The 21,173-nt window shown below is 61.0% G+C and carries 21 protein-coding genes; 8 read left to right on the top strand and 13 right to left on the bottom strand.

What is annotated here, in order from left to right; translation table 11 throughout:
* Positions 1-14: 14 nt before the first annotated feature.
* On the top strand, positions 15-818 hold the full coding sequence (gene xth, locus WGT02_RS21130; RefSeq protein ID WP_024315334.1) for an exodeoxyribonuclease III: 804 nt from the start codon (positions 15-17) through the stop codon (positions 816-818).
* 4 nt (positions 819-822) lie between these two features.
* On the opposite strand, the gene WGT02_RS21125 is transcribed toward xth, so the two are convergent.
* Entirely contained in the window at positions 823-1,278 is a 456-nt protein-coding gene (locus tag WGT02_RS21125) for a cyclic nucleotide-binding domain-containing protein (protein ID WP_024315333.1), read from the bottom strand.
* Between the two features lies 1 nt (position 1,279).
* Positions 1,280-1,963, bottom strand: a complete 684-nt coding sequence (locus WGT02_RS21120; protein ID WP_024315332.1) for a response regulator transcription factor — start codon at positions 1,961-1,963, stop codon at positions 1,280-1,282.
* A gap of 143 nt (positions 1,964-2,106) precedes the next feature.
* Here WGT02_RS21120 and WGT02_RS21115 point away from each other — a divergent pair, with 143 nt between their 5' ends.
* Together WGT02_RS21115 and WGT02_RS21110 are read left to right on the top strand one after the other, a co-directional pair.
* On the top strand, positions 2,107-2,655 hold the full coding sequence (locus WGT02_RS21115; RefSeq protein WP_082321244.1) for a L,D-transpeptidase: 549 nt from the start codon (positions 2,107-2,109) through the stop codon (positions 2,653-2,655).
* 139 nt (positions 2,656-2,794) lie between these two features.
* Positions 2,795-3,625 (top strand): aldo/keto reductase, encoded by an 831-nt coding sequence (locus tag WGT02_RS21110; RefSeq protein WP_024315330.1) that lies wholly within the window; start codon positions 2,795-2,797, stop codon positions 3,623-3,625.
* 56 nt (positions 3,626-3,681) lie between these two features.
* On the opposite strand, the gene WGT02_RS21105 is transcribed toward WGT02_RS21110, so the two are convergent.
* From WGT02_RS21105 to rplS, 5 genes are all read right to left on the bottom strand, one after another.
* Positions 3,682-4,218 carry a histidine phosphatase family protein gene (locus tag WGT02_RS21105; RefSeq protein ID WP_024315329.1) on the bottom strand — a complete coding sequence of 179 codons (537 nt, stop codon included), beginning with the start codon at positions 4,216-4,218 and terminating at the stop codon, positions 3,682-3,684.
* A 112-nt stretch (positions 4,219-4,330) separates the two neighbouring features.
* A complete protein-coding gene (leuC, locus tag WGT02_RS21100) occupies positions 4,331-5,740 on the bottom strand; it encodes a 3-isopropylmalate dehydratase large subunit (RefSeq protein WP_024315328.1) in 1,410 nt (469 codons plus the stop codon).
* Between the two features lie 247 nt (positions 5,741-5,987).
* Positions 5,988-6,809 (bottom strand): amino acid ABC transporter permease, encoded by an 822-nt coding sequence (locus tag WGT02_RS21095; RefSeq protein ID WP_024315327.1) that lies wholly within the window; start codon positions 6,807-6,809, stop codon positions 5,988-5,990.
* A gap of 22 nt (positions 6,810-6,831) precedes the next feature.
* Entirely contained in the window at positions 6,832-7,629 is a 798-nt protein-coding gene (locus tag WGT02_RS21090; protein ID WP_037070382.1) for a transporter substrate-binding domain-containing protein, read from the bottom strand.
* Positions 7,630-7,776: 147 nt separating this feature from the next.
* Entirely contained in the window at positions 7,777-8,313 is a 537-nt protein-coding gene (gene rplS, locus WGT02_RS21085) for a 50S ribosomal protein L19 (RefSeq protein ID WP_024315325.1), read from the bottom strand.
* 344 nt (positions 8,314-8,657) lie between these two features.
* Between rplS and WGT02_RS21080 the strand changes: the two genes are divergently transcribed.
* A complete protein-coding gene (locus WGT02_RS21080; RefSeq protein ID WP_024315324.1) occupies positions 8,658-10,112 on the top strand; it encodes an NCS1 family nucleobase:cation symporter-1 in 1,455 nt (484 codons plus the stop codon).
* A 41-nt stretch (positions 10,113-10,153) separates the two neighbouring features.
* On the opposite strand, the gene trmD is transcribed toward WGT02_RS21080, so the two are convergent.
* From trmD to ffh, 5 genes are all read right to left on the bottom strand, one after another.
* A complete protein-coding gene (gene trmD / locus WGT02_RS21075) occupies positions 10,154-10,834 on the bottom strand; it encodes a tRNA (guanosine(37)-N1)-methyltransferase TrmD (protein WP_024315323.1) in 681 nt (226 codons plus the stop codon).
* Positions 10,835-10,842: 8 nt separating this feature from the next.
* A complete protein-coding gene (gene rimM / locus WGT02_RS21070) occupies positions 10,843-11,412 on the bottom strand; it encodes a ribosome maturation factor RimM (protein WP_024315322.1) in 570 nt (189 codons plus the stop codon).
* Between the two features lie 118 nt (positions 11,413-11,530).
* A complete protein-coding gene (gene rpsP, locus WGT02_RS21065; RefSeq protein WP_024315321.1) occupies positions 11,531-11,899 on the bottom strand; it encodes a 30S ribosomal protein S16 in 369 nt (122 codons plus the stop codon).
* 48 nt (positions 11,900-11,947) lie between these two features.
* A complete protein-coding gene (locus WGT02_RS21060; protein ID WP_024315320.1) occupies positions 11,948-12,268 on the bottom strand; it encodes a chorismate mutase in 321 nt (106 codons plus the stop codon).
* Between the two features lie 15 nt (positions 12,269-12,283).
* Positions 12,284-13,858 carry a signal recognition particle protein gene (ffh, locus tag WGT02_RS21055; RefSeq protein ID WP_208249492.1) on the bottom strand — a complete coding sequence of 525 codons (1,575 nt, stop codon included), beginning with the start codon at positions 13,856-13,858 and terminating at the stop codon, positions 12,284-12,286.
* Positions 13,859-14,166: 308 nt separating this feature from the next.
* Here ffh and WGT02_RS21050 point away from each other — a divergent pair, with 308 nt between their 5' ends.
* The gene (locus tag WGT02_RS21050; protein ID WP_024315318.1) at positions 14,167-15,171 is read left to right on the top strand and encodes an MBL fold metallo-hydrolase; all 1,005 of its coding nucleotides are present in this window, start codon (positions 14,167-14,169) and stop codon (positions 15,169-15,171) included.
* Between the two features lie 3 nt (positions 15,172-15,174).
* On the opposite strand, the gene WGT02_RS21045 is transcribed toward WGT02_RS21050, so the two are convergent.
* Positions 15,175-17,133, bottom strand: coding sequence for an elongation factor G (locus WGT02_RS21045; protein WP_024315317.1), 1,959 nt, complete (start codon positions 17,131-17,133; stop codon positions 15,175-15,177).
* Positions 17,134-17,342: 209 nt separating this feature from the next.
* Between WGT02_RS21045 and dapF the strand changes: the two genes are divergently transcribed.
* Genes dapF through ftsY form a run of 3 tightly spaced genes read left to right on the top strand, consistent with a single transcriptional unit; the run spans position 17,343 to position 21,139 of the window.
* Complete coding sequence (gene dapF, locus WGT02_RS21040) at positions 17,343-18,248, top strand: diaminopimelate epimerase (RefSeq protein ID WP_208249493.1); 906 nt, start codon at positions 17,343-17,345, stop codon at positions 18,246-18,248.
* Positions 18,245-19,519 carry a tRNA (N(6)-L-threonylcarbamoyladenosine(37)-C(2))-methylthiotransferase MtaB gene (gene mtaB / locus WGT02_RS21035; RefSeq protein ID WP_208249494.1) on the top strand — a complete coding sequence of 425 codons (1,275 nt, stop codon included), beginning with the start codon at positions 18,245-18,247 and terminating at the stop codon, positions 19,517-19,519. The genes dapF and mtaB overlap by 4 nt, the downstream gene beginning before the upstream one ends.
* Before the next feature lie 15 nt (positions 19,520-19,534).
* Complete coding sequence (gene ftsY, locus WGT02_RS21030) at positions 19,535-21,139, top strand: signal recognition particle-docking protein FtsY (protein ID WP_024315314.1); 1,605 nt, start codon at positions 19,535-19,537, stop codon at positions 21,137-21,139.
* Positions 21,140-21,173: the final 34 nt, after the last annotated feature.

Below are 21,173 nucleotides of genomic sequence, written 5' to 3'. Positions count from 1 at the left end.
TGAAAGGCGTTCGAATGGGCTTCTCGGTTACGACTTGGAATATCAATTCTCTGCGGCTGCGCATGCCGATCGTCGAGCAATTCGTCCTCAAGCATAAGCCAGACATCCTCTGCCTCCAGGAAACGAAGGTTCCGAACGACCTGTTTCCTGCCTCGCCGTTGCGCGCAATGGGCTACGAACATATCATTGTCCATGGCCAGAAGGGCTATCACGGCGTTGCCATCGCGTCGCGTTTCCCGCTGGTCGAGGACCACCGCCAGGACTATTGCAACGTCGGTGACGCGCGACACATCTCGGCCGTCTTCGAGCGCGGTAGCCGGCGTATTCGCCTGCATAACTTCTACGTGCCAGCCGGCGGCGACGAACCGGATCGGACGATCAATCCGAAATTCGGCCACAAGCTCGATTTCGTCGAGGAAATGAAACAACTCAATGCAGATAGCGAGGCGAACACCTCGGCAATCCTTGTCGGCGACCTTAACATTGCTCCCCTCGAGCACGACGTCTGGTCACACAAGCAGCTGCTCAAGATCGTCAGCCACACGCCTGTGGAGACCGAAGGTCTTCTCGAAGTGATGCAACGTGGCGCCTGGCTCGACCTGATGCGGCAGCACGTCCCGGAAAACGAAAAGCTCTATACATGGTGGAGCTATCGCGCCAAGGACTGGGAAGCGGCTGGCCGCGGTCGCCGCCTTGACCATATATGGTCCTCAAAAGACCTTGGACCGCACCTGCAGCGCATCGAAATCCTGAAGGAAGCCCGCGGCTGGGAACGGCCGTCCGACCATGTGCCGGTCACGGCGCACTTCAATCTCTGATCTATCAGACAAAGCGGTGAAGTTGGGCAGCGGCTTTGGCCGCGAGCTCCGCGATGTTGTCGCGGATGCGATGCTCGATCAGTCGGGCGGCATCCGGATACTCCTCGATCAGCCGATGGAAGAGCGAGCGGGTGATGCGGATAATACTCGTGTCTTCCGTTGCAATCGCCGTAAACTTGCGCTCGACCAACGTGATCAACGCAAGTTCGGACAGAAGCGTACCAGGTCCGACGGTGCTCTGAATTTCGGGCTGGCCATCGCGACCCATCCGGCTGAGTTCGACGCCGCCACCGAGGATGACATAGGCGCTTTCCGCCGGCGAGCCTTCCCGAAAGAGCATCTGGCCGGCTGAAATGACGCGTCTATCCGCGCCGAAGGCGATCAGCCGCAACTGATCCTCGGACATGCCGTGGAACAGCGGAAGCTGCGACAGCAGCCGGATGTCATCGTTCAGTGCCATCTTACGGTATGATCTTGTAACCGCCGTTTTCCGTTACCAGAATCTCGGCATTGGAGGGATCGCGTTCAATCTTCTGGCGCAGCCGATAGACATGGGTTTCCAGCGTGTGCGTCGTCACGCCAGAATTATAACCCCATACCTCTTCAAGCAGCACGTCACGGGTGACGACCTTTTGTTCCGCGCGATAGAGGTAGCGAATGATCGCCGCTTCCTTCTCGGTCAGGCGGATCTTTTGGCCGCTGTCCATCGTGAGGAGCTTCTGGCTCGGCTTGAAGACGTAGGGGCCGACATTGAAGGTAGCATCCTCGCTTTGCTCATGCTGTCGCAGCTGTACGCGGATGCGGGCAAGCAGGACCGCAAAGCGGAATGGCTTGGTGATGTAGTCGTTGGCGCCGGCCTCCAAGCCAAGGATCGTATCCGAGTCTGTGTCATGGCCGGTCAGCATGATGATCGGGGATTTCAGTCCGCCCTTGCGCAGCAACTTTACAGCCTCGCGGCCGTCCATGTCAGGCAGGCCCACATCCATGATGAGCAGGTCGATCGGCGTTGATCGCGCGCGCTCGACGCCCTTGGCCGCCGTCATTTCCTGAAGGACCGTGAACTCGTCATAGAGAGAAAGCTGCTCCGTGAGTGTCTCGCGGAGGTCGTCATCATCATCCACCAAGAGAATGGTGCGTGCGGTCATGCGGCTCTATCCCTCGCCTGCGGTCCCTCATTCCTACGCCAATTTTCTACCATTGGCAAAGATCGGGCGACCGAGCTGTTGTCGTATACGATGCTATATGATTTCAATCGTTGTCCTAGCAATCGCAACCACATGTGAGAAAAATGGAGAAAACAAGGCGTCCGAGACCGATAAAGTCGACGACCCTCCTCGTTCGTCCTGCGCCGGGAAAAAAAAGCAGGGCTTTGATCCAGTTCGGCACGATTACCGTGCCTGCCGCAATCGGTCGCTCCGGCCGAACGGTTCTCAAGCGCGAGGGAGATGGTGCCACCCCCATAGCCTCGATGACGCTGCTTTCCGGCTTCCGACGCGGCGACCGACCCATACGCCTTGAGACGCCACTTGCGGTTCGCCGCATTCGTGGCGATATGCTTTGGTGCGACCAGCCCGAGAATGCGAATTACAACAGGCTCGTCAGAGCACCGTTTCGGCCGAGCCACGAGGAAATGAAGCGCAAGGACGGGCTCTATGACGTCTGCCTCGTCATGGACTGGAATATCACGTCGCGGACGCGAAATCGCGGCTCGGCAATCTTCTTGCATCTGATCAAGCCCGGCTACGAGCCGACCGCGGGATGTGTGGCGGTTCATCCGCGCGATATGCGGCGCCTTCTGCCCTTCATGCGCAAGGGCACAGTCGTTCGCGTTCTTTGATCCGCGGGGGTGATAAACCAGCCCTGCTGACCTATATGCCTTCCGACCGGCGCACCGGCTGAAATGCGCGCAGGGAAATCCGCAACGGACGCGGGTTCAATCACGCCCGTGCAATTCTTTAAACTTCCGGAGACATATTGTGGCACAGCAACCCATCATCACTTTCCATGACGGACATTCCATTCCCCAGGTCGGCCTCGGTGTTTGGCAGACGCCCCAGGACATCGCAGCATCGACGGTGCGTACGGCCATTGCCGCCGGCTATCGTCACATCGACACGGCTTCCGGCTATGACAACGAGGAAGGTGTTGGCGAAGGCATCCGCTCGTCCGGTCTCGATCGCAAGGACATTTTCGTCACCACCAAGCTTCGCAATACCGACCAAGGCTACGACGCGACCATGCGCGCGTTCGAGGGCAGCCTGAAGAAGCTCGGCACCGAGTATGTCGATCTCTACCTCATCCACTGGCCATCGCCGCACCGTGGGCTGTATCGCGAAACCTGGAAGGCTTTCGTGAAGATCAGGGAAGAAGGCCGCGCCCGTTCCATCGGCGTTTCGAACTTCTATCCGGATCATCTCGAACAGATCATCGGTGACACGGGCGTCGTTCCCGTCATCAACCAGATCGAGCTGCATCCCGATTTCCAGCAGAAGGCGGCCCAGGAAGCACACAGGAAGCTGAACATCGTCACCGAATCCTGGAGCCCGCTCGGTCAGGGCAAGTTGATCGCCGATCCGACGATTGCCGATATCGCCAAGAAGCACGGGAAGACGCCCGCGCAGGTCATCATCCGCTGGCATATCGACAGCGGCCTCGTCGTCATTCCGAAGTCGGTGACGCCGTCGCGCATCGAGGAGAATTTCAAGGTCTTCGATTTCAAGCTCGATGCGGCCGACATGGCGGCGATTGCCAAGCTTGACGACAAGGGCGCCCGTATGGGGCCGGATCCGTACACGGCCAACTTCTGATCGGAACTTCGCTCTTCCTTCTCCGCTTCGAGACAGGGGAGATACCGCCTTGGCAGTCAGCCAAGTGAGCGCGGCGTGATGAACCGTTCCAGCATGCCGCTTCTCGGCTTCAGATCCTTCCAGCGATCGGCATCGAAATCGATGACGGCGAGTGCGGCCGTCGGGAATTTCTCTCTGATGCGAGCGCATGCCTCCGGATCGCCTCCGCCGATCAGACCGTCTGCGAGATCCTGAAATCCCGGATTGTGCCCTATCAGCATGAGCGTTCGAACCTGCGGGCCGATGGTCTGCATGACGGCAGCGATTTTCCCCGCGGACGCTTCGTACAAATCGTCCGCATCCTGCTTTGTGATCGAGGATGGAAGCTTCTTGGCGAGGAGTTCCCAAGTCTCCTGCGTGCGGCGAGCGGACGACACGAGCACCAGATCGGGAATAAGTCTTTCATGAGCGAGATAGCGGCCCATCAGCGGTGCCGCCTTCTCGCCTCGACCGGCAAGCGGGCGATCGTGGTCCGCGACATTGGAAGGCCACGCGGATTTGGCGTGGCGAAGAAGCAGGAGGCGTCGTTTCGCGGTCGACTTTGCGGCGTTCATGTTGCTCATCCAAAAGGAGCCCGGGGTCGAACGCGGCTATTGTCTCACCGAATACGTCCGGCGTGTGCTGGGATAACCTCCCCCTCGTCTGCGAGAGGGAGGCTATCCATTGTTAGTTCCACTCGCGAATGTCGACGAAGTGGCCGGCGATCGCGGCAGCGGCGGCCATTGCCGGCGAGACGAGGTGCGTCCGACCCTTGAAGCCCTGACGGCCTTCGAAGTTGCGGTTCGAGGTCGAGGCGCAGCGTTCGCCGGGCTTCAGGCGGTCGTCGTTCATGGCCAGGCACATGGAGCAGCCCGGCTCGCGCCAGTCGAAGCCGGCGGCCTTGAAGATCTTGTCGAGGCCTTCCTGCTCTGCCTGTTCCTTCACGAGGCCGGAGCCTGGAACGATCATGGCATTGACGGTCGAGGCAACGGTCTTGCCTTCGACGACCTTGGCAACGGCGCGCAGATCCTCGATGCGGCCGTTGGTGCAGGAACCGATGAAGACACGGTCGATGTTGATCTCGGTGATCGGGGTGCCGGGCTTCAGGCCCATGTAGTCAAGCGCACGCCATTTGGAAGCGCGCTTCGTCTCTTCCGGGATTTCGTCCGGGTTCGGAACGACGCCCTGAACGGAAATGACATCCTCCGGCGAGGAGCCCCAGGAAACGATCGGGGGCAGCTCGGCGGCGTTGAGCTTCACAACCCGGTCGAAATGCGCGCCCTCGTCTGACTTCAGGGTCTTCCAGTAAGCGATAGCCTGCTCCAGCGTCTCGCCCTTCGGCGCACGCGGCTTGCCCTTGATGTACTCAAAGGTGATGTCGTCAGGCGCGATCAGGCCGGCGCGGGCGCCGCCTTCGATCGACATGTTGCAGATCGTCATGCGGCCTTCCATCGACAGCGCGCGAATGGCTTCGCCGGCATACTCGATGACGTAGCCGGTGCCGCCGGCCGTGCCGATTTCGCCGATGATGGCGAGAACGATGTCCTTGGCAGTGACGCCAGCAGGCAGCTGGCCGTCGACCTGCACCAGCATGTTCTTCGCCTTCTTCTGGATGAGCGTCTGGGTTGCGAGCACGTGCTCGACCTCAGAGGTGCCGATGCCATGTGCAAGCGAGCCGAAGGCGCCGTGCGTCGAGGTGTGGCTGTCGCCGCAGACGATCGTCATCCCCGGCAGGGTGAAGCCCTGTTCCGGTCCGATGATGTGGACGATCCCCTGGCGCTTGTCGTTCTCCGAGTAGTATTCGACGTTGAATTCAGCGGCGTTGATGGCCAGCTGCTCGACCTGGATGCGACTTTCCTCGTTCTTGATGCCGAGATGACGATCCGGCGAGGTCGGAACGTTGTGGTCGACGACAGCCAGTGTCTTTTCAGGCGCACGAACCTTGCGGCCGGTCATCCGCAGGCCTTCGAAGGCCTGCGGCGAGGTAACTTCGTGGACCAGGTGGCGGTCGATGTAGAGAAGACAGGTGCCATCGCCCTGTTGATCGACCAGATGGTCGTCCCAGATCTTATCGTAAAGGGTACGCGGTGCGCTCATGGCGGTAGGTCCGTTTTTTTGGATGCATAAGGAGAAATGGAGCTGGTGACGGACAGGTCCGCCGCGCCGTCGTTCGATCAACGAAGTCGGCTGTTGAGTGCACCGGAAACGGCCGCAAAGAAGCGTGCCGGCAGGCGGTAATGATCCTGCAGCACGAAAACATGCGCCCCAATGCAACTAAACTTGGATTCCATGGGCTGTCACATACCAATTTTTCGCGACGGCGGCAATTCGAATCGTTCAGCCGCTATCGCTGATCCCTGCCGCGCATCCGTTTCTCCACTTGCCTCAGGGCAAGCGACAAACCGATTGTCAGGATGAGGTAGATATAGGTGACGATCGAATAGGTCTCAAAGAAGCGGAACGAACCGGAGGCGTAGATCTTGCCCATCTGCGTGATGTCGGAAACGCCGAGTACCGAGACCAGCGAACTGTCCTTCACCATCGCCACGAAATCGTTCGACAGCGGCGGGAAGATCACCCTGATCGCCTGCGGAAAGACGACGAAGCGGAAGCGGTGATAGCGCGACAGGCCGAGCGCTTTGGCCGCTTCGATCTGCCCATGATCGACGGACTGAATGCCGGCGCGGAAAACCTCGGCGATGAAGGAGGAATAGCCGATCATCAGGGCGATGATCGCCCGCCACATCAGCGAGAAGTCCCGCACCATCACCGGCTCGCTCAAGCCGGCCCGGACCAGCGGCGTGGTCAGAAAATTGTAGGCGGCGACCATGCCAGGGGCGCCGACGAAGGCAACATAGAACAGCAGCACCAGCATCGGCACGCCGCGGATAACCTCGATATAGAAGCGCGAGATCTGGCGGAGCGCGACGCTGTCCGACAGCCCAAGCAGCGCTATGCCTAGGCCGAGGATGGTCGCCAGTGCGAATCCAACCAACGTCACGAAGATGGTGACGCCGACGCCGTTGAAGATGGTGCGGAAGACTTGCGCATAGATGTCGTTGGTAATGATGACGACGGCAAGGACGATGCCGATCACGATAAGGGCGACCAGCCACCAGGGGTAGTCGCCCTTACTATGCCCGCCAGGGGCTTGCTGAGGAGCCATCACGTGTTAGCCGAAGACAGGTTCATTCGCCCATCTTGTAGTCGAGGAACCACTTCTTGTTTAGGGCATCAAAGGTGCCGTCGGCCTTCAGGCTTGCGATCGCGGCATTCACCGGCGCAACCAGATCGGAGCCTTTCGGGAAGATGAAGCCGAAATCCTCGGTGCCGAGCGGGCCGCCGATGACCTTCAGGCCGCCGTTCGAGGCATCGACGTAACCCTTGGCAGCGACGCTGTCGGTCAGCACCACGTCGACGTCGCCCGCCTTGAGGGCCTGCACGGTGGCGCCGAAGGTCTCGAAGAGCTTCACGCGGGGGTTCTGCTCGTTGCCGTCAAGAATCTCGTAGACGGCTGTATAGAAAGGCGAGGTACCCGGCTGTGCGCCGACGAGGCCGTCGTTGAAGGCACCGAACGTCTTGGCGTCGGTGAAGCGTTTCTCGTCTCCGCGTACCAGCATGAACTGCTGCGAGCGCATGTAGGGATCGGAGAAATCCACCTTGGCCTTGCGATCATCCTTGATGGTGATGCCGGTCATGCCGATGTTGTACTGGTTGTCCGAGACGGCCTGGATCATCGCGTCCCAGCTGGTGTTCTGGTACTCGACCTTGAAATTCAACCGCTTGGCGATCTCGTTCATCGCATCATATTCCCAGCCGATCGCCTTGCCCGACTTCGGATCGACGAACTGCAGAGGCGGGTAGGCGTTCTCGGTAACGACGACGACCGACTTGCCTTGAAGGTTCGGAAGATCGGCGCCGAAGGCTGCCAGTGGCGACAGAATGAGAGCGGTCAGTCCAGCAAGGACGGTGCGGCGGAACGGCATTGAATATCTCCCCGAAACATAGCTCGCGAAACCTGTCATAGGTGCAAAGCCGATGGCAAGAGCATTGCCGTATGCAGGCATCCAAAAACAGAAAAGGCGGCCCAAAGACCGCCTTTCCGTGCAAAGATTTTTGCGTTGCCGCAGAACTTATTCTGCTGCCGGTTCCGCAGCGGCTGCAGCTTCTGCTGCTGCCTTGGCTTCTGCGGCTTCCTGTGCTGCCTTCTCGGCTGCGAGCGCCTGAGCTGCTGCAATCTTTTCGGCTTCCAGGCGTGCCTTTTCCTCAGCAACGGCCTGACGCTCGGCGTCGTTGAGCTTGCGGGCGCGGGTGCCGGTGTTCTCGACAATACGAGCCGACTTGCCGCGACGGTCGCGCAGGTAGTAGAGCTTGGCGCGACGGACCTTACCGCGGCGAACGACTTCTACGCTTTCGATAGCCGGGGAGTAGACCGGGAATACGCGCTCGACGCCTTCGCCGTAGGAGATCTTGCGAACCGTGAAGTTTTCCTGCAGACCGCCGCCGGAGCGAGCGATGCAAACGCCTTCGTAGGCCTGTACGCGGGTACGGGTGCCTTCCTTGACGCGGACGTTGACGCGAACGGTGTCGCCCGGGGAGAATTCCGGAAGCGTGCGCTGGGCTTCGATCTTGGCGACCTGTTCGGCCTCAAGCTGCTGAATGATATTCATGACTCAACCTCTTTGTTGGTTCAACAGCCAGAGCGCTCTGACGATCTATCCTTGGTCAAGCCGCAGATATTTGCCGGTGAGGGCAGGAGCGAATTCGTCTGTTTTTCTTTACGTGGTTGATGGGAAATTTCCCATTCCGGGCGTGCGGATACCCTATTACGCAGGCTTTGTCACCCCTTCGGGCTGGAAATTTCGCCGCGCCGAACGCCAAACGCGGCTTTTGCCAGCATTGCTCGATGCCAAGCCTGTGACTCATTTGATTAAATATTTGTCAAATGCACAAGAGGGGAGCAGATTCGCGTTTGGGTCAAATTGTGATCCGTTTCAGTTTCGGAGGGGAATGAATGACAACAAGCAATCCGTCGCCCTCGTTATATAACGAGGACTTGGCGCCCGCTCAGGAGAGGAAGTGGGGCGCCTTCAGTATCTTCAATGTGTGGACTTCGGACGTTCACAGCCTCTGGGGTTATTATCTTGCCGCGAGCCTTTTCCTGCTGTGCGGCAGCTTCATCAACTTCGTGATCGCGATTGGTATCGGATCGCTAGTCATCTTCTTCCTCATGAGCCTCGTCGGCAATGCCGGCGTCAAGACGGGGGTGCCGTTCCCGGTTCTTGCCCGCGCCTCGTTCGGTACGTTCGGGGCCAATGCCCCGGCCCTCGTGCGCGCGGTCGTCGCCTGCTTCTGGTACGGCGCGCAAACGGCGGCGGCATCCGGCGCGATTGTTGCCCTGCTGATCCGCAACGAGAGCATGCTCGCCTTCCATCAGAATAGCCACATGCTCAGCCATTCGACGCTGGAGGTCATATGCTTCGTCGTCGTCTGGGCCCTGCAGCTCCTGATCATCCAGCGTGGCATGGAGACGGTGCGCAAGTTCCAGGATATGGCTGGTCCGGCCGTCTGGGTGATGATGCTTGTCCTGGCGGTCTATCTTGTCATCAAGGCAGGCACCTTCTCCTTCGGAGCCGAGATCCCGCGCGACGTCCTGCTTGAGAAGACGAAGGATGCGGGCATTCCGGGCGAACCGGGCTCGTTCCCGGCTCTTGCCGCGGTTGCCGCGACATGGATCACCTACTTCGCGGCTCTCTACCTGAATTTCTGCGATTTCTCCCGCTATGCCAAGGACACCAAGACGCTTCGCAAGGGCAATCTCTGGGGTCTGCCGATCAACCTTATCGCCTTCTGCCTCGTCGCCGGCGTCACGACCACGGCTGCGTTCACCGTCTACGGTGAAGTGCTGCTGCATCCGGAGGCGATCTCGGCGAAATTCGACAGCTGGTTCCTGGCGCTGCTTGCGGCTCTGACCTTCGCCGTCGCAACGCTTGGCATCAACGTGGTTGCAAACTTCGTCTCGCCGGCTTTCGATTTCTCGAATGTCTTCCCCCGGCAGATCAGCTTCAAGCGGGGCGGTTACATCGCTGCTCTGATTGCGCTGGTGCTCTATCCGTTCGCACCGTGGGAAACGGGTGCCGCGCACTTCGTCAACTTCATCGGTTCGACGATGGGGCCGATCTTCGGGATCATGATGGTGGACTACTATCTCATCCGGAAGGGCGAGTTGAACGTTGCGGCCCTCTATCAGGAGAATGGTGAGTTCCGCTTCCAGAACGGCTGGCACACGAATGCCTTCATCGCCTTCGTGATCGGTGCGCTGTTCTCATCGATCCTACCGACCTTCACGTCAATCCTGCCGGATTGGTGGGCGACCTATGGCTGGTTCTTCGGCGTCGGCATTGGCGGCCTCGTCTACTACGTGTTGCGCATGAGCGCGCGCGGCTCGGCGGTCGGAGCCACCAGCTGACCACCCTGAAGATCGAGTGCCCGGCTTCGCCCGGGCATTTCCTAGTCTTCCAGCAGGTCCGGGCGCCGTTCCCGGGTCAGCTGAAGTGCCTGCTCGCGGCGCCATTTGTCGATCGCACCGTGGTTCCCCGATGTCAGGATCGCCGGAATTTCCCGGCCTTCCCATTCTTGCGGCCGGGTATAGTGCGGATGCTCCAGCAGGCCGCCTTCGAAGCTCTCATGCAATCCGGAAAGATCGTTGCCCATGACGCCGGGTAGAATGCGGACGATCGCATCGAGCACGGTCAACGCCGCCGGTTCGCCTCCCGAGAGCACGTAGTCGCCGATCGAGACTTCTTCGAGCTCGCGTGCATCGATGACACGCTGATCCACCCCCTCGAAGCGGCCGCAAACGATGATAACGCCGTCGCCGGATGCGAGTTCGCGCACGCGCTCCTGTGTCAACGGCTTGCCGCGCGGGCTCATCAGCAGTCGCGGGCGGGTGTCATTTTCGCAGGCGCTATCGATGGCGCGGGCGAGAACGTCGGGCTTCAGCACCATACCGGCGCCGCCACCGGCGGGCGTGTCATCGACGGTGCGGTGCTTGTCCGTGGTGAAATCGCGGATCTGCACGGTATCGAGCGACCACTGGCCACGCTCGATTGCCTTGCCGGCAAGGGAGTAGCCGAGATGGCCAGGAAACATTTCCGGGTAGAGGGTCAGCACGGTCGCGCGGAACGCCATCGACGGCCTCACTTCTTCTTTTTAGGCTTGTCGGGTGTGAATTTCGGGCCGTCATCCTCACCGTCCACGAGGCCGGCGGCCAGCGGATCGATGGTGATCGTTCCGCCTTCGAGGTCGATGTCGAGCACCGAGACTTCCGAGAAGGGGATCAGTACCGGGCGCTTGCCGGGCCCCTTCAGTTCCAGGAGATCGCCGGCGCCGAAGTCGAAAACGCCGGTCACGGTGCCGTAGCTGACGCCCTGGTCGTCGAGCGCTTCCAGCCCCTCGAGATCGGCGTAGAAGAATTCGTCCTCCTCCAGCTCCTCGTCCGGAAGGTTGTCGCGCTCGATGTAGAGCTCCAATCCGTTCAGCGCCTCGGCCGCATTGCGGTCGTTGATGCCGCGGAAGCGGACGACGACAACGTTCTTCATTTCCCGGATATCGAGGATCTCGAAGGTGCGCCCATCCGTGCTGTGCAGGTTGCCGTAGTCGCCGAGCGCGGTTGGGTCGGCGGTATAGGCCTTAGCCCGCACTTCGCCGCGCAGCCCCTGGGCGCCACCGATCGTTGCCATCAGAACCGGATTTTCAAGCTTTGCCATGACGTCCTTCACATGAAGCCGCAAATCTGGGGCTTCTCTTAACCGAAGTGCGGCGGAATGGAAACGAAAACGGGCGGCATGTCGCCATGCCGCCCGCGTCATAAGGGAAGGATCCCGATTATTCTGCGGAAGCAGCAGCTTCGGCAGCGTCAGCGACCTTCTGAGCCTTTTCAGCAGCGCGCTCCTGAGCCTTCTTGCCCGGCTTTGCCTTGACCGGGTTGTTCTTGGTTTCGCGCTTTGCAACGCCAGCTTCGTCGAGGAAGCGCAAAACGCGGTCGGTCGGCTGTGCGCCGTTGTCGAGCCAATGCTTGATGCGCTCGGCGTTCAGTTCAATGCGCTTTGCATCGTCCTTGGCGAGCATCGGGTTCCAGGAACCGAGCTTTTCGAGGAAGCGGCCATCGCGCGGCGAACGGGCGTCGGCGACGACAACATGGTAGTACGGGCGCTTCTTGGAGCCACCGCGGGCGAGACGAATTTTCAGTGCCATTTTCTTTACTCCTTGGACTTTTTGGACCGCCTGGTTTGGCGGTATGGTTCATTTTGCTGCGGCGCCGTTTTCGGCGTGATCCGCGGCGATCTGCTCATGATGCCGGATGACTTCCTTGATGACGAAGTTCAGGAACTTCTCGGCGAAATCCGGATCCAGATTGGCATCCTTCGCCAGGTGGCGAAGGCGTTCGATCTGGTATTCTTCGCGCGCCGGATCGGCCGGCGGCAACTTGTACTTGGCCTTGAGAACGCCGACCTCTTTGGTGCAGCGGAAACGTTCGGCCAGGATATGCACCAATGCCGCGTCGATGTTGTCGATCGACTGGCGATAGCTCGAAAGCTGGGCTTTGATTTCAGGATCAATCATCTTCTACGCGACCCTTCACTTCTTCTTGGGCAAGCCGGGCAGACCCGGGAAACCACCGCCAAGGCCGGGGAGCTTGGCGCCGCCCAGACCCGGCAAACCATTGCCGAGACCAGGCATGCCGCCGCCCGGCTTGCCGAGGCCGGCGGCCTCCGCCTGCTTCTGCAGTGCTTCGAGCTGCTTCGGATCGATGTTGGAGAGATCAGGCATGCCGCCCATGCCGCCGCCAAGGCCACCGAGGCCCATCTTGCCGGCAAGGCCGCCCATCATCTGCTTCATCATCCCGCCTTTGCCCTTGCCGCCCATCATCTTCATCATGTCGGCCATCTGACGGTGCATCTTCAGAAGCTTGTTGATGTCGGAGGCATCGGTACCGGAACCGGCGGCGATGCGCTTCTTTCGCGAATGCTTGAGCATGTCAGGGTTGGCGCGTTCGGCCTTGGTCATCGAACCGATAATGGCGAGCTGACGGCCGAACAGGCTGTCGTTGAGGCCGGCGGAGGCCATCTTGTCCTTCATGCCGGCCATGCCGGGCATCATGGTCATGATGCCGCCCATGCCGCCCATCTTCTGCATCTGGCGCAGCTGGTCGGCGAGGTCGTTCAGGTCGAACTTGCCCTTGGCCATCTTGGCGGCCATCGCGGCCGCCTTTTCGGCGTCGATATTTTCGGCAGCGCGCTCGACCAGCGAAACGATGTCGCCCATTCCGAGAATACGGTCGGCGATACGGCGGGGATGGAATTCCTCCAACTCGCCCATGCGCTCGCCGACACCGATCAGCTTGATCGGCTTGCCTGTCACGGCGCGCATCGACAGCGCGGCGCCGCCACGGCCGTCGCCGTCCATGCGGGTCAGAACGAGGCCGGTGATGCCGACGCGCTCGTCGAAATTGCGGGCGAGGTTGACGGCGTCCTGACCGGTCAGCGAGTCCGCGACCAGCAGGATTTCGTGCGGATTCGACTTCTTCTTGATATCGGCCATTTCGACCATCAAGGGTTCGTCGATATGAGTGCGGCCGGCGGTGTCGAGGATGACGACGTCATGGCCGCCGAGCTTGGCTGCCTGCACGGCGCGGGCGGCGATATCGGTGGGCGACTGGCCCGCGATGACGGGCAACGTGTCGATGCTCGCCTGGACGCCGAGTTGGCGCAACTGCTCCTGCGCTGCCGGACGGCGCGTGTCGAGCGATGCCATCAGCACCTTCTTCTTCTCGCGCGTCGTCAGGCGGTGGGCAATCTTGGCGGACGTGGTAGTCTTGCCCGAGCCCTGCAGACCGACCATCATGATGACGACGGGGGCGGCTGCGTGTAGGTCGACACCGACGCCTTCTCCACCGAGCATCTCGATCAGCTCGTCATGGACGATCTTGACGACCATCTGGCCAGGCTTGATCGACTTCAGGATCTCGGCGCCGACGGCTTTTTCGCGGACGCGGTCGGTGAAGGCACGCACCACGTCGAGCGCGACGTCGGCTTCCAGCAACGCACGGCGAACCTCGCGCAGCGCTGCGGAAACATCACTTTCCGAAAGCGCGCCACGGCCTGTCAGTCCATTGAGAATGGAACCAAGACGGTCCTGGAGGTTTTCAAACATCGGCTCTTCCTTGTGTTTCCGGGATAGCGGAAACCTCGTGCTTTTCCTTGACGAAAACAAGACGCATAACCAAAAAGCACCCGAGGGCGCATCGCGCTGTCGGGTGTGGACCTCCGGGATCTCTTTATACCTTTTAACGGGTCCCGGTCGGTGGCTCGAGTCTTGAAGCTCGTCGCAGATTGAGCGGCGATAAACAGGAAAACGGGCTGGGAGTCAAGGGAACGCCGAGAAAAGACCACGCGCGGGTCTTTCAAAAGTACGCGCTAAAACCCAGATCCTGTTTTGCTCTCAAACGGAACCGCTTTCGAATGCCGACAGCCAAGCGACGCAATCCATACTATCAGGGGCCTGTTTCCGATCACTTCGACGGCACGCATTTCTTCAATCCGGATGGTATCGAGCCTCTCGGCTTCCGAGATTTGATGAGATGGCAGTTCGGCGGCGGTCGCGATCGCTGGCCGAGGTCGGTTCCAAGCCCGTTCGCACCAGTAAAACCCGATCTGCGCGTGGATGGAAATGATCTGCGGGTGACCATGGTCGGTCATGCGACACTGTTGGTGCAGGTCGCGGGGCTTAACATTCTCACGGATCCTGTTTGGTCCGAGCGTGCCAGCCCCTTCACCTTTGCCGGCCCGAAGCGCGCCGTTGCCCCGGGCATCGCAATCGACGATCTGCCGCCGATCGATCTCGTGTTTGTGTCCCACAATCACTACGACCATCTTGATGTTGTGACGCTCAAGCTCTTGCAGGCAAAGCATCGGCCGCATGTTGTGACGCCCCTCGGCAACGATACGATCATTCGCAGTGCGGTGCCCGACATGCAGGTGACGGCTATGGATTGGGGCACGCGCCTCTCCCTTGCGGGAATCAGCATCGATGCCGAACCCGTGCATCATTGGTCCGCACGCGGCACCGGGGATCGCCGCATGGCGCTGTGGGCTGCTTTCGTCCTGGCGACGCCGGCCGGGAAGATCTACCACGTCGGGGATACGGGCTTCCACGGCGGCGTCAACTATGAGGCCGCGCGGCAAAAGCATGGCGCCTTTCGCCTCGCCATCCTGCCCTTCGGGGCATACGAGCCGCGTTGGTTCATGAAGGGCCAGCATCAGAATCCTTCGGAAGCGGTGATGGGCATGCAGCTGGCGAATGCGGCCTATGTGGCAGGGCATCACTTTGCAACGTTCCAGCTGACCGACGAGGCGGTCGATGCGCCGGTCAAGGCGCTGAAAGCCGCCATGGTTGAGCATGGCATACCGCCCGAGCGGTTCCGTCCGCTCAGGGCAGGCGAGGTATTCGACGTGCCGTCGGCATGATCGTTAGTGCGCTTGTGCCCCCGCGCCGTGCGCATTGATGATGGTGTCGGCCTCCTTGCCATAGAGCTCCTCGAAGTGATCGAAACTCTTGGAGAAATGGCCAATGCCCTGCGTTGCGGACCTGAGCGACCGCCCCAATTCGTCAAGCACCCCGCCGGGGACGAGTGCTCGAAATATGTCCCAGCCCTTCGCGTTCTCGTCCCGATCGAAGCCGAGCACTTGACCCCTCATTGAGGAGACGAGCGTCACAATGCCGCCCGAAAAGATCGAGGGGATATGGATTTCCACCCGTACGACCGGCTGCATGAGAACGGCGGACGCCTGTGAAAGCGCCTGCTTGACGCCCATTTTGCCGGCCGCACGGAAGGCGAAATCAGAGCTGTCGACCGAATGATACTGGCCATCGGTCAATGTCACATCGACGTCTATGACCTGGAAGCCGAGCGGCCCTTTCTCCATCGCTTCGCGGGCACCGGCCTCGACGGCCGGTATGTAGTTTCGCGGCACAGTGCCCCCTTTGACGCTTTCGCCGAACGTGAAGCCCTGGCCGCGCTCGTTCGGCCGGACGCTGAGCTGCACATCGGCGAATTGTCCGGCGCCGCCCGTCTGTTTGCGGTGTCGGTAGTGGACGTCCGAGGGCTTCGAGATGGTCTCCCGGTAGATCGGGTTTGGCGCGCGGTCCGAAACTTCGACCCGGAAGACTTCCGACAGCGTCTTGCGAAGTTCGCGTAGATGGACCGGTCCCTGAGCGCAGATCAGTGCCGCGCCGGTGCCTTCCTCCTGCATCACCTTCAGGCCGCGATCGGTTTCCGCCAATTTCGCCAGCGTTGCCGAGAGCTTGGTTTCGTCACGCTCGCTGCCGGGAACAAGTATTCTCTCCAGCATCGGTGTCGGCGGTGTAGTCCAGTCGGGCGGTTCGACGCTTGCCGACTGTGTCAGCAGGGCGGGCGCGGGCAGATGGTCTGATTTCAGAGCGGCAAAGACGCCGCCTGGCTGCACGCTGCCGCTGATCGGCTTTCCGCTGCCGGCCTCCTGCAGCGGGCCCAGAGTTGCGCCGCCCAAGGAGGCACCTTGCTTCAAGCCGTCGGCCAGCGCGCGAACCAGCACCGTCTTGCCGACATTGGCCTTGTGATAGGCATGGAAACTGACGGCGGAAAGTGCCCCTCCTTCCGCACCGGAACCTGTTGCGAGACGGGTCCGCAGTGCCGTTGCCGGTGGGGCTTCGTGGCGCAGGGCCTTCATCAGGCGCATGATGCCGTTGCTGTGGGAGGCGGCACCGAACAGCACGGGGATGACCCGGTTCTCTTTGAGGATGCGCGAGGAGATGGCAAACAGCGTGTCACTTGCCGGCTCCCGGTCTTCGATGAGCTCCTCGAGAAGCCAGTCATCGAACTCCGACAACTGCTCGAGCATCTCTGCCCGCGCCTCGTGCTCGCGCTCGACGGCATCCTGCGGCAGTTCGATCAGCGCGGAGGGCTGCCCCTCCCGGTAGCGCCAGGCGCGCTCGGAAATCAGGTCGCAGCTGCCGACAATCGTGTCGCCGTCACGGATCGGGACCTGTCGTAAGACGAGGGGATGGTTGCAATAGGCCTGAAGTGCGGCAATGACATCACGCAGTCGACCGCGCGGCTCGTCCATCCGATTGATGAAGACCACGCAGGGCGTGCCGGAGGCCTCGATGGCGCGCAGATAAGGTGCGGCCAGAACGGCATCATCCGGCGTCGGTGATATGCAGAGAATACAGGCGTCGCTGACGAGCAGGGCATCCTGCGCCAAGGCCAGGGCCTCGTTTGCCCCAGGCGTGTCGACCGCACACCACGCTTCGTCCTTGAAATCGAATTCCGTCAGGCTTGATCCGTATGGAGAGGCTGACTTTCTGGGCGTTCCCTCGAGCGAGGCCAGCTTTGCGACGAGCGTCGTTTTTCCCGTCTGCGAGGGCCCAAGTACCGTGAAGCAGCGCATCGGCGATCCTCCCTGCCAAAAGCACGCATCCGAAACCAAAGAATGCCTCGAAGCGAAGAAAAGCGCCAGACAGTTGCGATCATTCTTAAATATGAGGCTTCGGTATAGCGCTCCCATCAATGTGTCGCTGCGTTCGGGTCCGTCAACCCACTGGTAATTCCCCCGCATTTCCGCCATATACAGCCCAAACAGAGACGGACGTGACACCCATGAGCGCAACGGTCGAATTCGCGAAGATGAACGGGCTTGGCAACAAGATCCTGGTCGTTGACATGCGCGGCCGCGCCGACAGGGTGACGCCTGCCGCGGCAATCGCGCTGAATGCCGAGCCGGACACGCAGTTCGACCAGATCATGGCAATCCACGATCCGAAGGCATCGGGCACGGATGCCTGGATCGATATCCTGAACTCCGACGGATCGAAGGCGCAGGCCTGTGGCAACGGCACGCGCTGCGTCGTACAGGCACTCGCCGCGGAAACCGGCAAGAAGGTTTTCACCTTCCAGACGGTGGCAGGCATTCTGAATGCCGTCGAACACGAGGACGGGACGATCTCCGTCGATATGGGTAAGCCGGTCTTCGACTGGGACAAGATTCCGCTTGCGGAGGAATTCCACGACACGAGCCGCATCGAGCTGCAAATCGGGCCGATCGACAATCCGGTGCTGCATTCACCTTCCGTCACTTCGATGGGTAATCCGCACGCGATCTTCTGGGTAGATAGGGATGTAATGTCCTTCGATCTCGGGCGCTTCGGCCCGTTGCTCGAAAACCATCCGATGTTCCCCGAGCGCGCCAACATAACGCTGGCGCAGGTGACCTCTCTAAGCTCGATCACGACGCGCACCTGGGAGCGGGGCGCGGGACTGACGCTTGCCTGCGGGTCTGCCGCCTGCGCCACGGCCGTTTCTGCCGCCCGCACCGGACGGACGGGGCGTGAAGTCGCGGTGACGGTCGCAAGCAGCCCCAACCAGGGCGTGTTGACGATCGAATGGCGCGAGCATGATGGTCGCGTCATCATGACGGGCCCTGCCGAGTGGGAGTGGTCCGGCGCGCTCGATCCGTCGACGGGTGCGTGGTCGCGGGATGCGACACAGGGAGCGCAAGCGCGGTGAGCGGCGTCGAGGTCATTACCTTCGGCTGTCGTCTGAACACCTACGAATCCGAAGTGATGCGGGCGGAGGCCGAGAAGGCCGGGCTCAACAATGCCATCCTCGTGAATACTTGTGCGGTCACCGGCGAGGCTGTGCGCCAGGCTCGCCAGGCGATCCGACGCGCACGGCGCGACAACCCGCATGCCCGCATTATCGTTACCGGATGTGCGGCGCAGACGGAAAAAGAGACCTTCGCTGGCATGGCCGAGGTCGATGTCGTTCTCGGGAACGAAGAGAAACTGAAAAGCGCCTCCTATCGCACGCTTCCGGATTTCGGCGTTTCAGCGGAAGAGAAGTTGCGCGTCAACGATATCATGAGCGTGCGCCAGACGGCGCCGCAGATGGTCAAGCACATCGATGGTCATGTGCGGGCTTTCATCCAGGTCCAGAACGGCTGCGACCACCGCTGCACGTTCTGTATCATTCCCTATGGCCGTGGCAATTCGCGTTCCGTGCCGATGGGGGCAGTCGTCGACCAGGCGCGCAAGCTCGTCGAAAGCGGCTACCGAGAGATCGTGCTGACCGGGGTCGACGCAACCAGCTACGGGGTCGATCTGCCTGGGGAGCCGACGCTCGGACTGCTTGCCAAGACGCTTCTGAAACAGGTGCCGGATATTCGCCGCCTGCGGCTTTCATCGATCGACAGCATTGAGGCGGACAGGCATCTGCTGGATCTTATCGCCGACGAAGCGCGCTTCATGCCGCATCTCCACCTTTCGCTGCAACATGGCGACGACATGATCCTGAAGCGGATGAAGCGCCGCCATTCTAGCGCGGATGCCTTGGCCTTTATCAACGACGTGCGCGGCGTGCGACCGGACATGAGCTTCGGCGCCGATATGATAGCCGGCTTTCCGACTGAGAGCGAAGAGATGTTCGCCAATGCCGTGCGGCTGGCGGAAGAGGCCAATATCGCCCATCTCCATGTCTTTCCCTATAGCCCGCGGCCAGGGACGCCTGCCGCGCGAATGCCACAGCTCGATCGCGCGCTGGTCAAGGAGCGGGCTGCACGGCTTCGCACCACTGGACATCGCCTGCATCAGTCCCATCTCGACGGAATGGTGGGAACGCGGCAATGGCTGCTGGTGGAAAACAACGGTTTGGCGCACACCGAAAACTTCACGCTTGTCGCCGCAGCGGGGCTTGCGCCTCGAAGCTTCGTGCAGGCGGCAATTACGGGCCACAACGGCAAGCACCTCGACATGCAATTGACGGCCGCCGACGCGGCCTGAGTTTACGGAATCCTCATGGCGTTCAGTTTCATCAAAAAGGTCTTCACCTTCGGCCCCAAGCCGGAGGAAGAACAGGCGCCGGAGGCGGTCGAGGCGAGGGTACTCGAATCCGAACTGGAGCCGCATTCGCGTGAGGAGAACCTTCCCGTTGCCGCCGATCCGGTCCTGGCGGAAGAGATGGAGACGGCCGGCGGGCCTGCCGATGACGTAGGCAAGGATGCCTCCGTGGAGGAGCTTGCCGAGCAGGCGGAAGCGCTCGCGCCGAAAGAGGACGATGTTTCCGATGTTCTTCCAGCTGAGGTGCAGGCTGGCGATATGGGCCTTGTGCCGCTCTCGCTGCTTGAGGCGGAAGCGCAAGCCGAGACCGGGGCGCCTGCCGAAAGCACTATCGAAGACACGCTTCCTGCTGCTTTGCCTCTTCAGCCGGGGAGTGGCGATCGGCCAGAGGATGAGGGTGGTGTCGCGGAAGTGGCATCTGTCGGCGAAACTGAAGAGGCGCCTGCGGCAGGGCTGGCCGCAGAAGCTGACGCGGAGCAGGAGCCCATCGCCGATCCTATCTCTCCGGCCGCGGAAGAGATATCCGACCGAACAGGGGAAGACGACAGCTCTTCAAGTGATCCTTTTGCCGCTCCCGTCCTTCCCAAGGGATTTGCCACGGGTCCTACGGCTTCCGAGCCTGTGGCCCTGGTCCCTCCGCCAAAGCTTTCCTGGTTCCAGCGGCTGCGCGCCGGCCTAGCCCGCACCTCCTCGCAGCTTACCGGCCAGATCGCGGCACTCTTCACCAAGCGCAAGCTCGATGACGAGACGCTGCAGGATCTGGAGGATCTGCTGATCCAGGCCGATCTCGGCGTCGAGACGGCGATGCGGGTTACCGATACGCTCGCATCCGAGCGGTACGGCAAGGACGTCACCGGCGAGGATGTCAGCCGCATCATGGCAAGCGAGATCGCCAAGGTGCTGAAGCCTGTCGCAAAGCCGCTACAGCTCGATCTGAGCCATAAGCCGCACGTCATCCTGGTCGTTGGGGTCAACGGCACCGGCAAGACGACGACGATCGGAAAGCTGGCCGCGAAGCTTTCGGGTGCCGGCCTCAAGGTCATGGTCGCGGCCGGCGATACGTTCCGCGCCGCTGCCATCGAACAGCTGAAGATCTGGGCTGACCGCACCAAGTCGGAATTCATCGGCACCAAGCTCGGCGCCGATGCCGCGGGTCTTGCCTATGACGCCTTCGAGCAGGCGAAGGCCAAGAGGTGCGATGTGTTGATCATCGATACGGCCGGCCGCCTGCAGAACAAGGCGGAACTGATGGCGGAACTCGAGAAGATCGTTCGCGTACTCGGCAAGCTCGATCCGGATGCGCCGCATACCGTGCTGCAGACGCTCGACGCCACGACGGGGCAGAACGCGCTGTCGCAGGTGGAGATCTTCCGCAATGTCGCCGGCGTCAACGGCCTGATCATGACAAAGCTCGATGGCACGGCGCGGGGTGGCATTCTCGTGGCGATCTCGGCCAAGCACAAGCTGCCGGTCTATTTCATCGGTGTCGGAGAAAGCGTCGAGGATCTGGAGCCGTTCGAGGCCGAGGATTTCGCGCATGCCATTGCCGGTCTCGGCCAATAATGCCACAGATATGCCGACAAGCACGGGCAAGGGT

Origin of the sequence: Rhizobium sp. T1470 (assembly GCF_042140505.1) — a bacterium.
Classification (GTDB): domain Bacteria; phylum Pseudomonadota; class Alphaproteobacteria; order Rhizobiales; family Rhizobiaceae; genus Rhizobium; species Rhizobium favelukesii.
The sequence above is the reverse complement of the archived record's forward strand: the minus strand, read 5'-3'. Positions and strand labels throughout refer to the sequence as shown.

What these genes read in the sequence shown, in the direction of transcription:
- WGT02_RS21105 (WP_024315329.1), bottom strand. Translation starts at nt 4,218, where the DNA reads ATGAACGCCGCAAAGTCGACCGCGAAACGACGCCTCCTGCTTCTTCGC.
- ftsY (WP_024315314.1), top strand. Translation starts at nt 19,535, where the DNA reads ATGGCGTTCAGTTTCATCAAAAAGGTCTTCACCTTCGGCCCCAAGCCG.
- rplS (WP_024315325.1), bottom strand. Translation starts at nt 8,313, where the DNA reads ATGAATATCATTCAGCAGCTTGAGGCCGAACAGGTCGCCAAGATCGAA.
- dapF (WP_208249493.1), top strand. Translation starts at nt 17,343, where the DNA reads ATGAGCGCAACGGTCGAATTCGCGAAGATGAACGGGCTTGGCAACAAG.
- ffh (WP_208249492.1), bottom strand. Translation starts at nt 13,858, where the DNA reads ATGTTTGAAAACCTCCAGGACCGTCTTGGTTCCATTCTCAATGGACTG.
- WGT02_RS21115 (WP_082321244.1), top strand. Translation starts at nt 2,107, where the DNA reads ATGGAGAAAACAAGGCGTCCGAGACCGATAAAGTCGACGACCCTCCTC.
- WGT02_RS21050 (WP_024315318.1), top strand. Translation starts at nt 14,167, where the DNA reads ATGCCGACAGCCAAGCGACGCAATCCATACTATCAGGGGCCTGTTTCC.
- WGT02_RS21125 (WP_024315333.1), bottom strand. Translation starts at nt 1,278, where the DNA reads ATGGCACTGAACGATGACATCCGGCTGCTGTCGCAGCTTCCGCTGTTC.
- xth (WP_024315334.1), top strand. Translation starts at nt 15, where the DNA reads ATGGGCTTCTCGGTTACGACTTGGAATATCAATTCTCTGCGGCTGCGC.
- WGT02_RS21045 (WP_024315317.1), bottom strand. Translation starts at nt 17,133, where the DNA reads ATGCGCTGCTTCACGGTACTTGGGCCCTCGCAGACGGGAAAAACGACG.
- WGT02_RS21095 (WP_024315327.1), bottom strand. Translation starts at nt 6,809, where the DNA reads ATGGCTCCTCAGCAAGCCCCTGGCGGGCATAGTAAGGGCGACTACCCC.
- WGT02_RS21060 (WP_024315320.1), bottom strand. Translation starts at nt 12,268, where the DNA reads ATGATTGATCCTGAAATCAAAGCCCAGCTTTCGAGCTATCGCCAGTCG.
- WGT02_RS21080 (WP_024315324.1), top strand. Translation starts at nt 8,658, where the DNA reads ATGACAACAAGCAATCCGTCGCCCTCGTTATATAACGAGGACTTGGCG.
- rpsP (WP_024315321.1), bottom strand. Translation starts at nt 11,899, where the DNA reads ATGGCACTGAAAATTCGTCTCGCCCGCGGTGGCTCCAAGAAGCGCCCG.
- WGT02_RS21090 (WP_037070382.1), bottom strand. Translation starts at nt 7,629, where the DNA reads ATGCCGTTCCGCCGCACCGTCCTTGCTGGACTGACCGCTCTCATTCTG.
- leuC (WP_024315328.1), bottom strand. Translation starts at nt 5,740, where the DNA reads ATGAGCGCACCGCGTACCCTTTACGATAAGATCTGGGACGACCATCTG.
- rimM (WP_024315322.1), bottom strand. Translation starts at nt 11,412, where the DNA reads ATGGCAAAGCTTGAAAATCCGGTTCTGATGGCAACGATCGGTGGCGCC.
- WGT02_RS21120 (WP_024315332.1), bottom strand. Translation starts at nt 1,963, where the DNA reads ATGACCGCACGCACCATTCTCTTGGTGGATGATGATGACGACCTCCGC.
- trmD (WP_024315323.1), bottom strand. Translation starts at nt 10,834, where the DNA reads ATGGCGTTCCGCGCGACCGTGCTGACCCTCTACCCGGAAATGTTTCCT.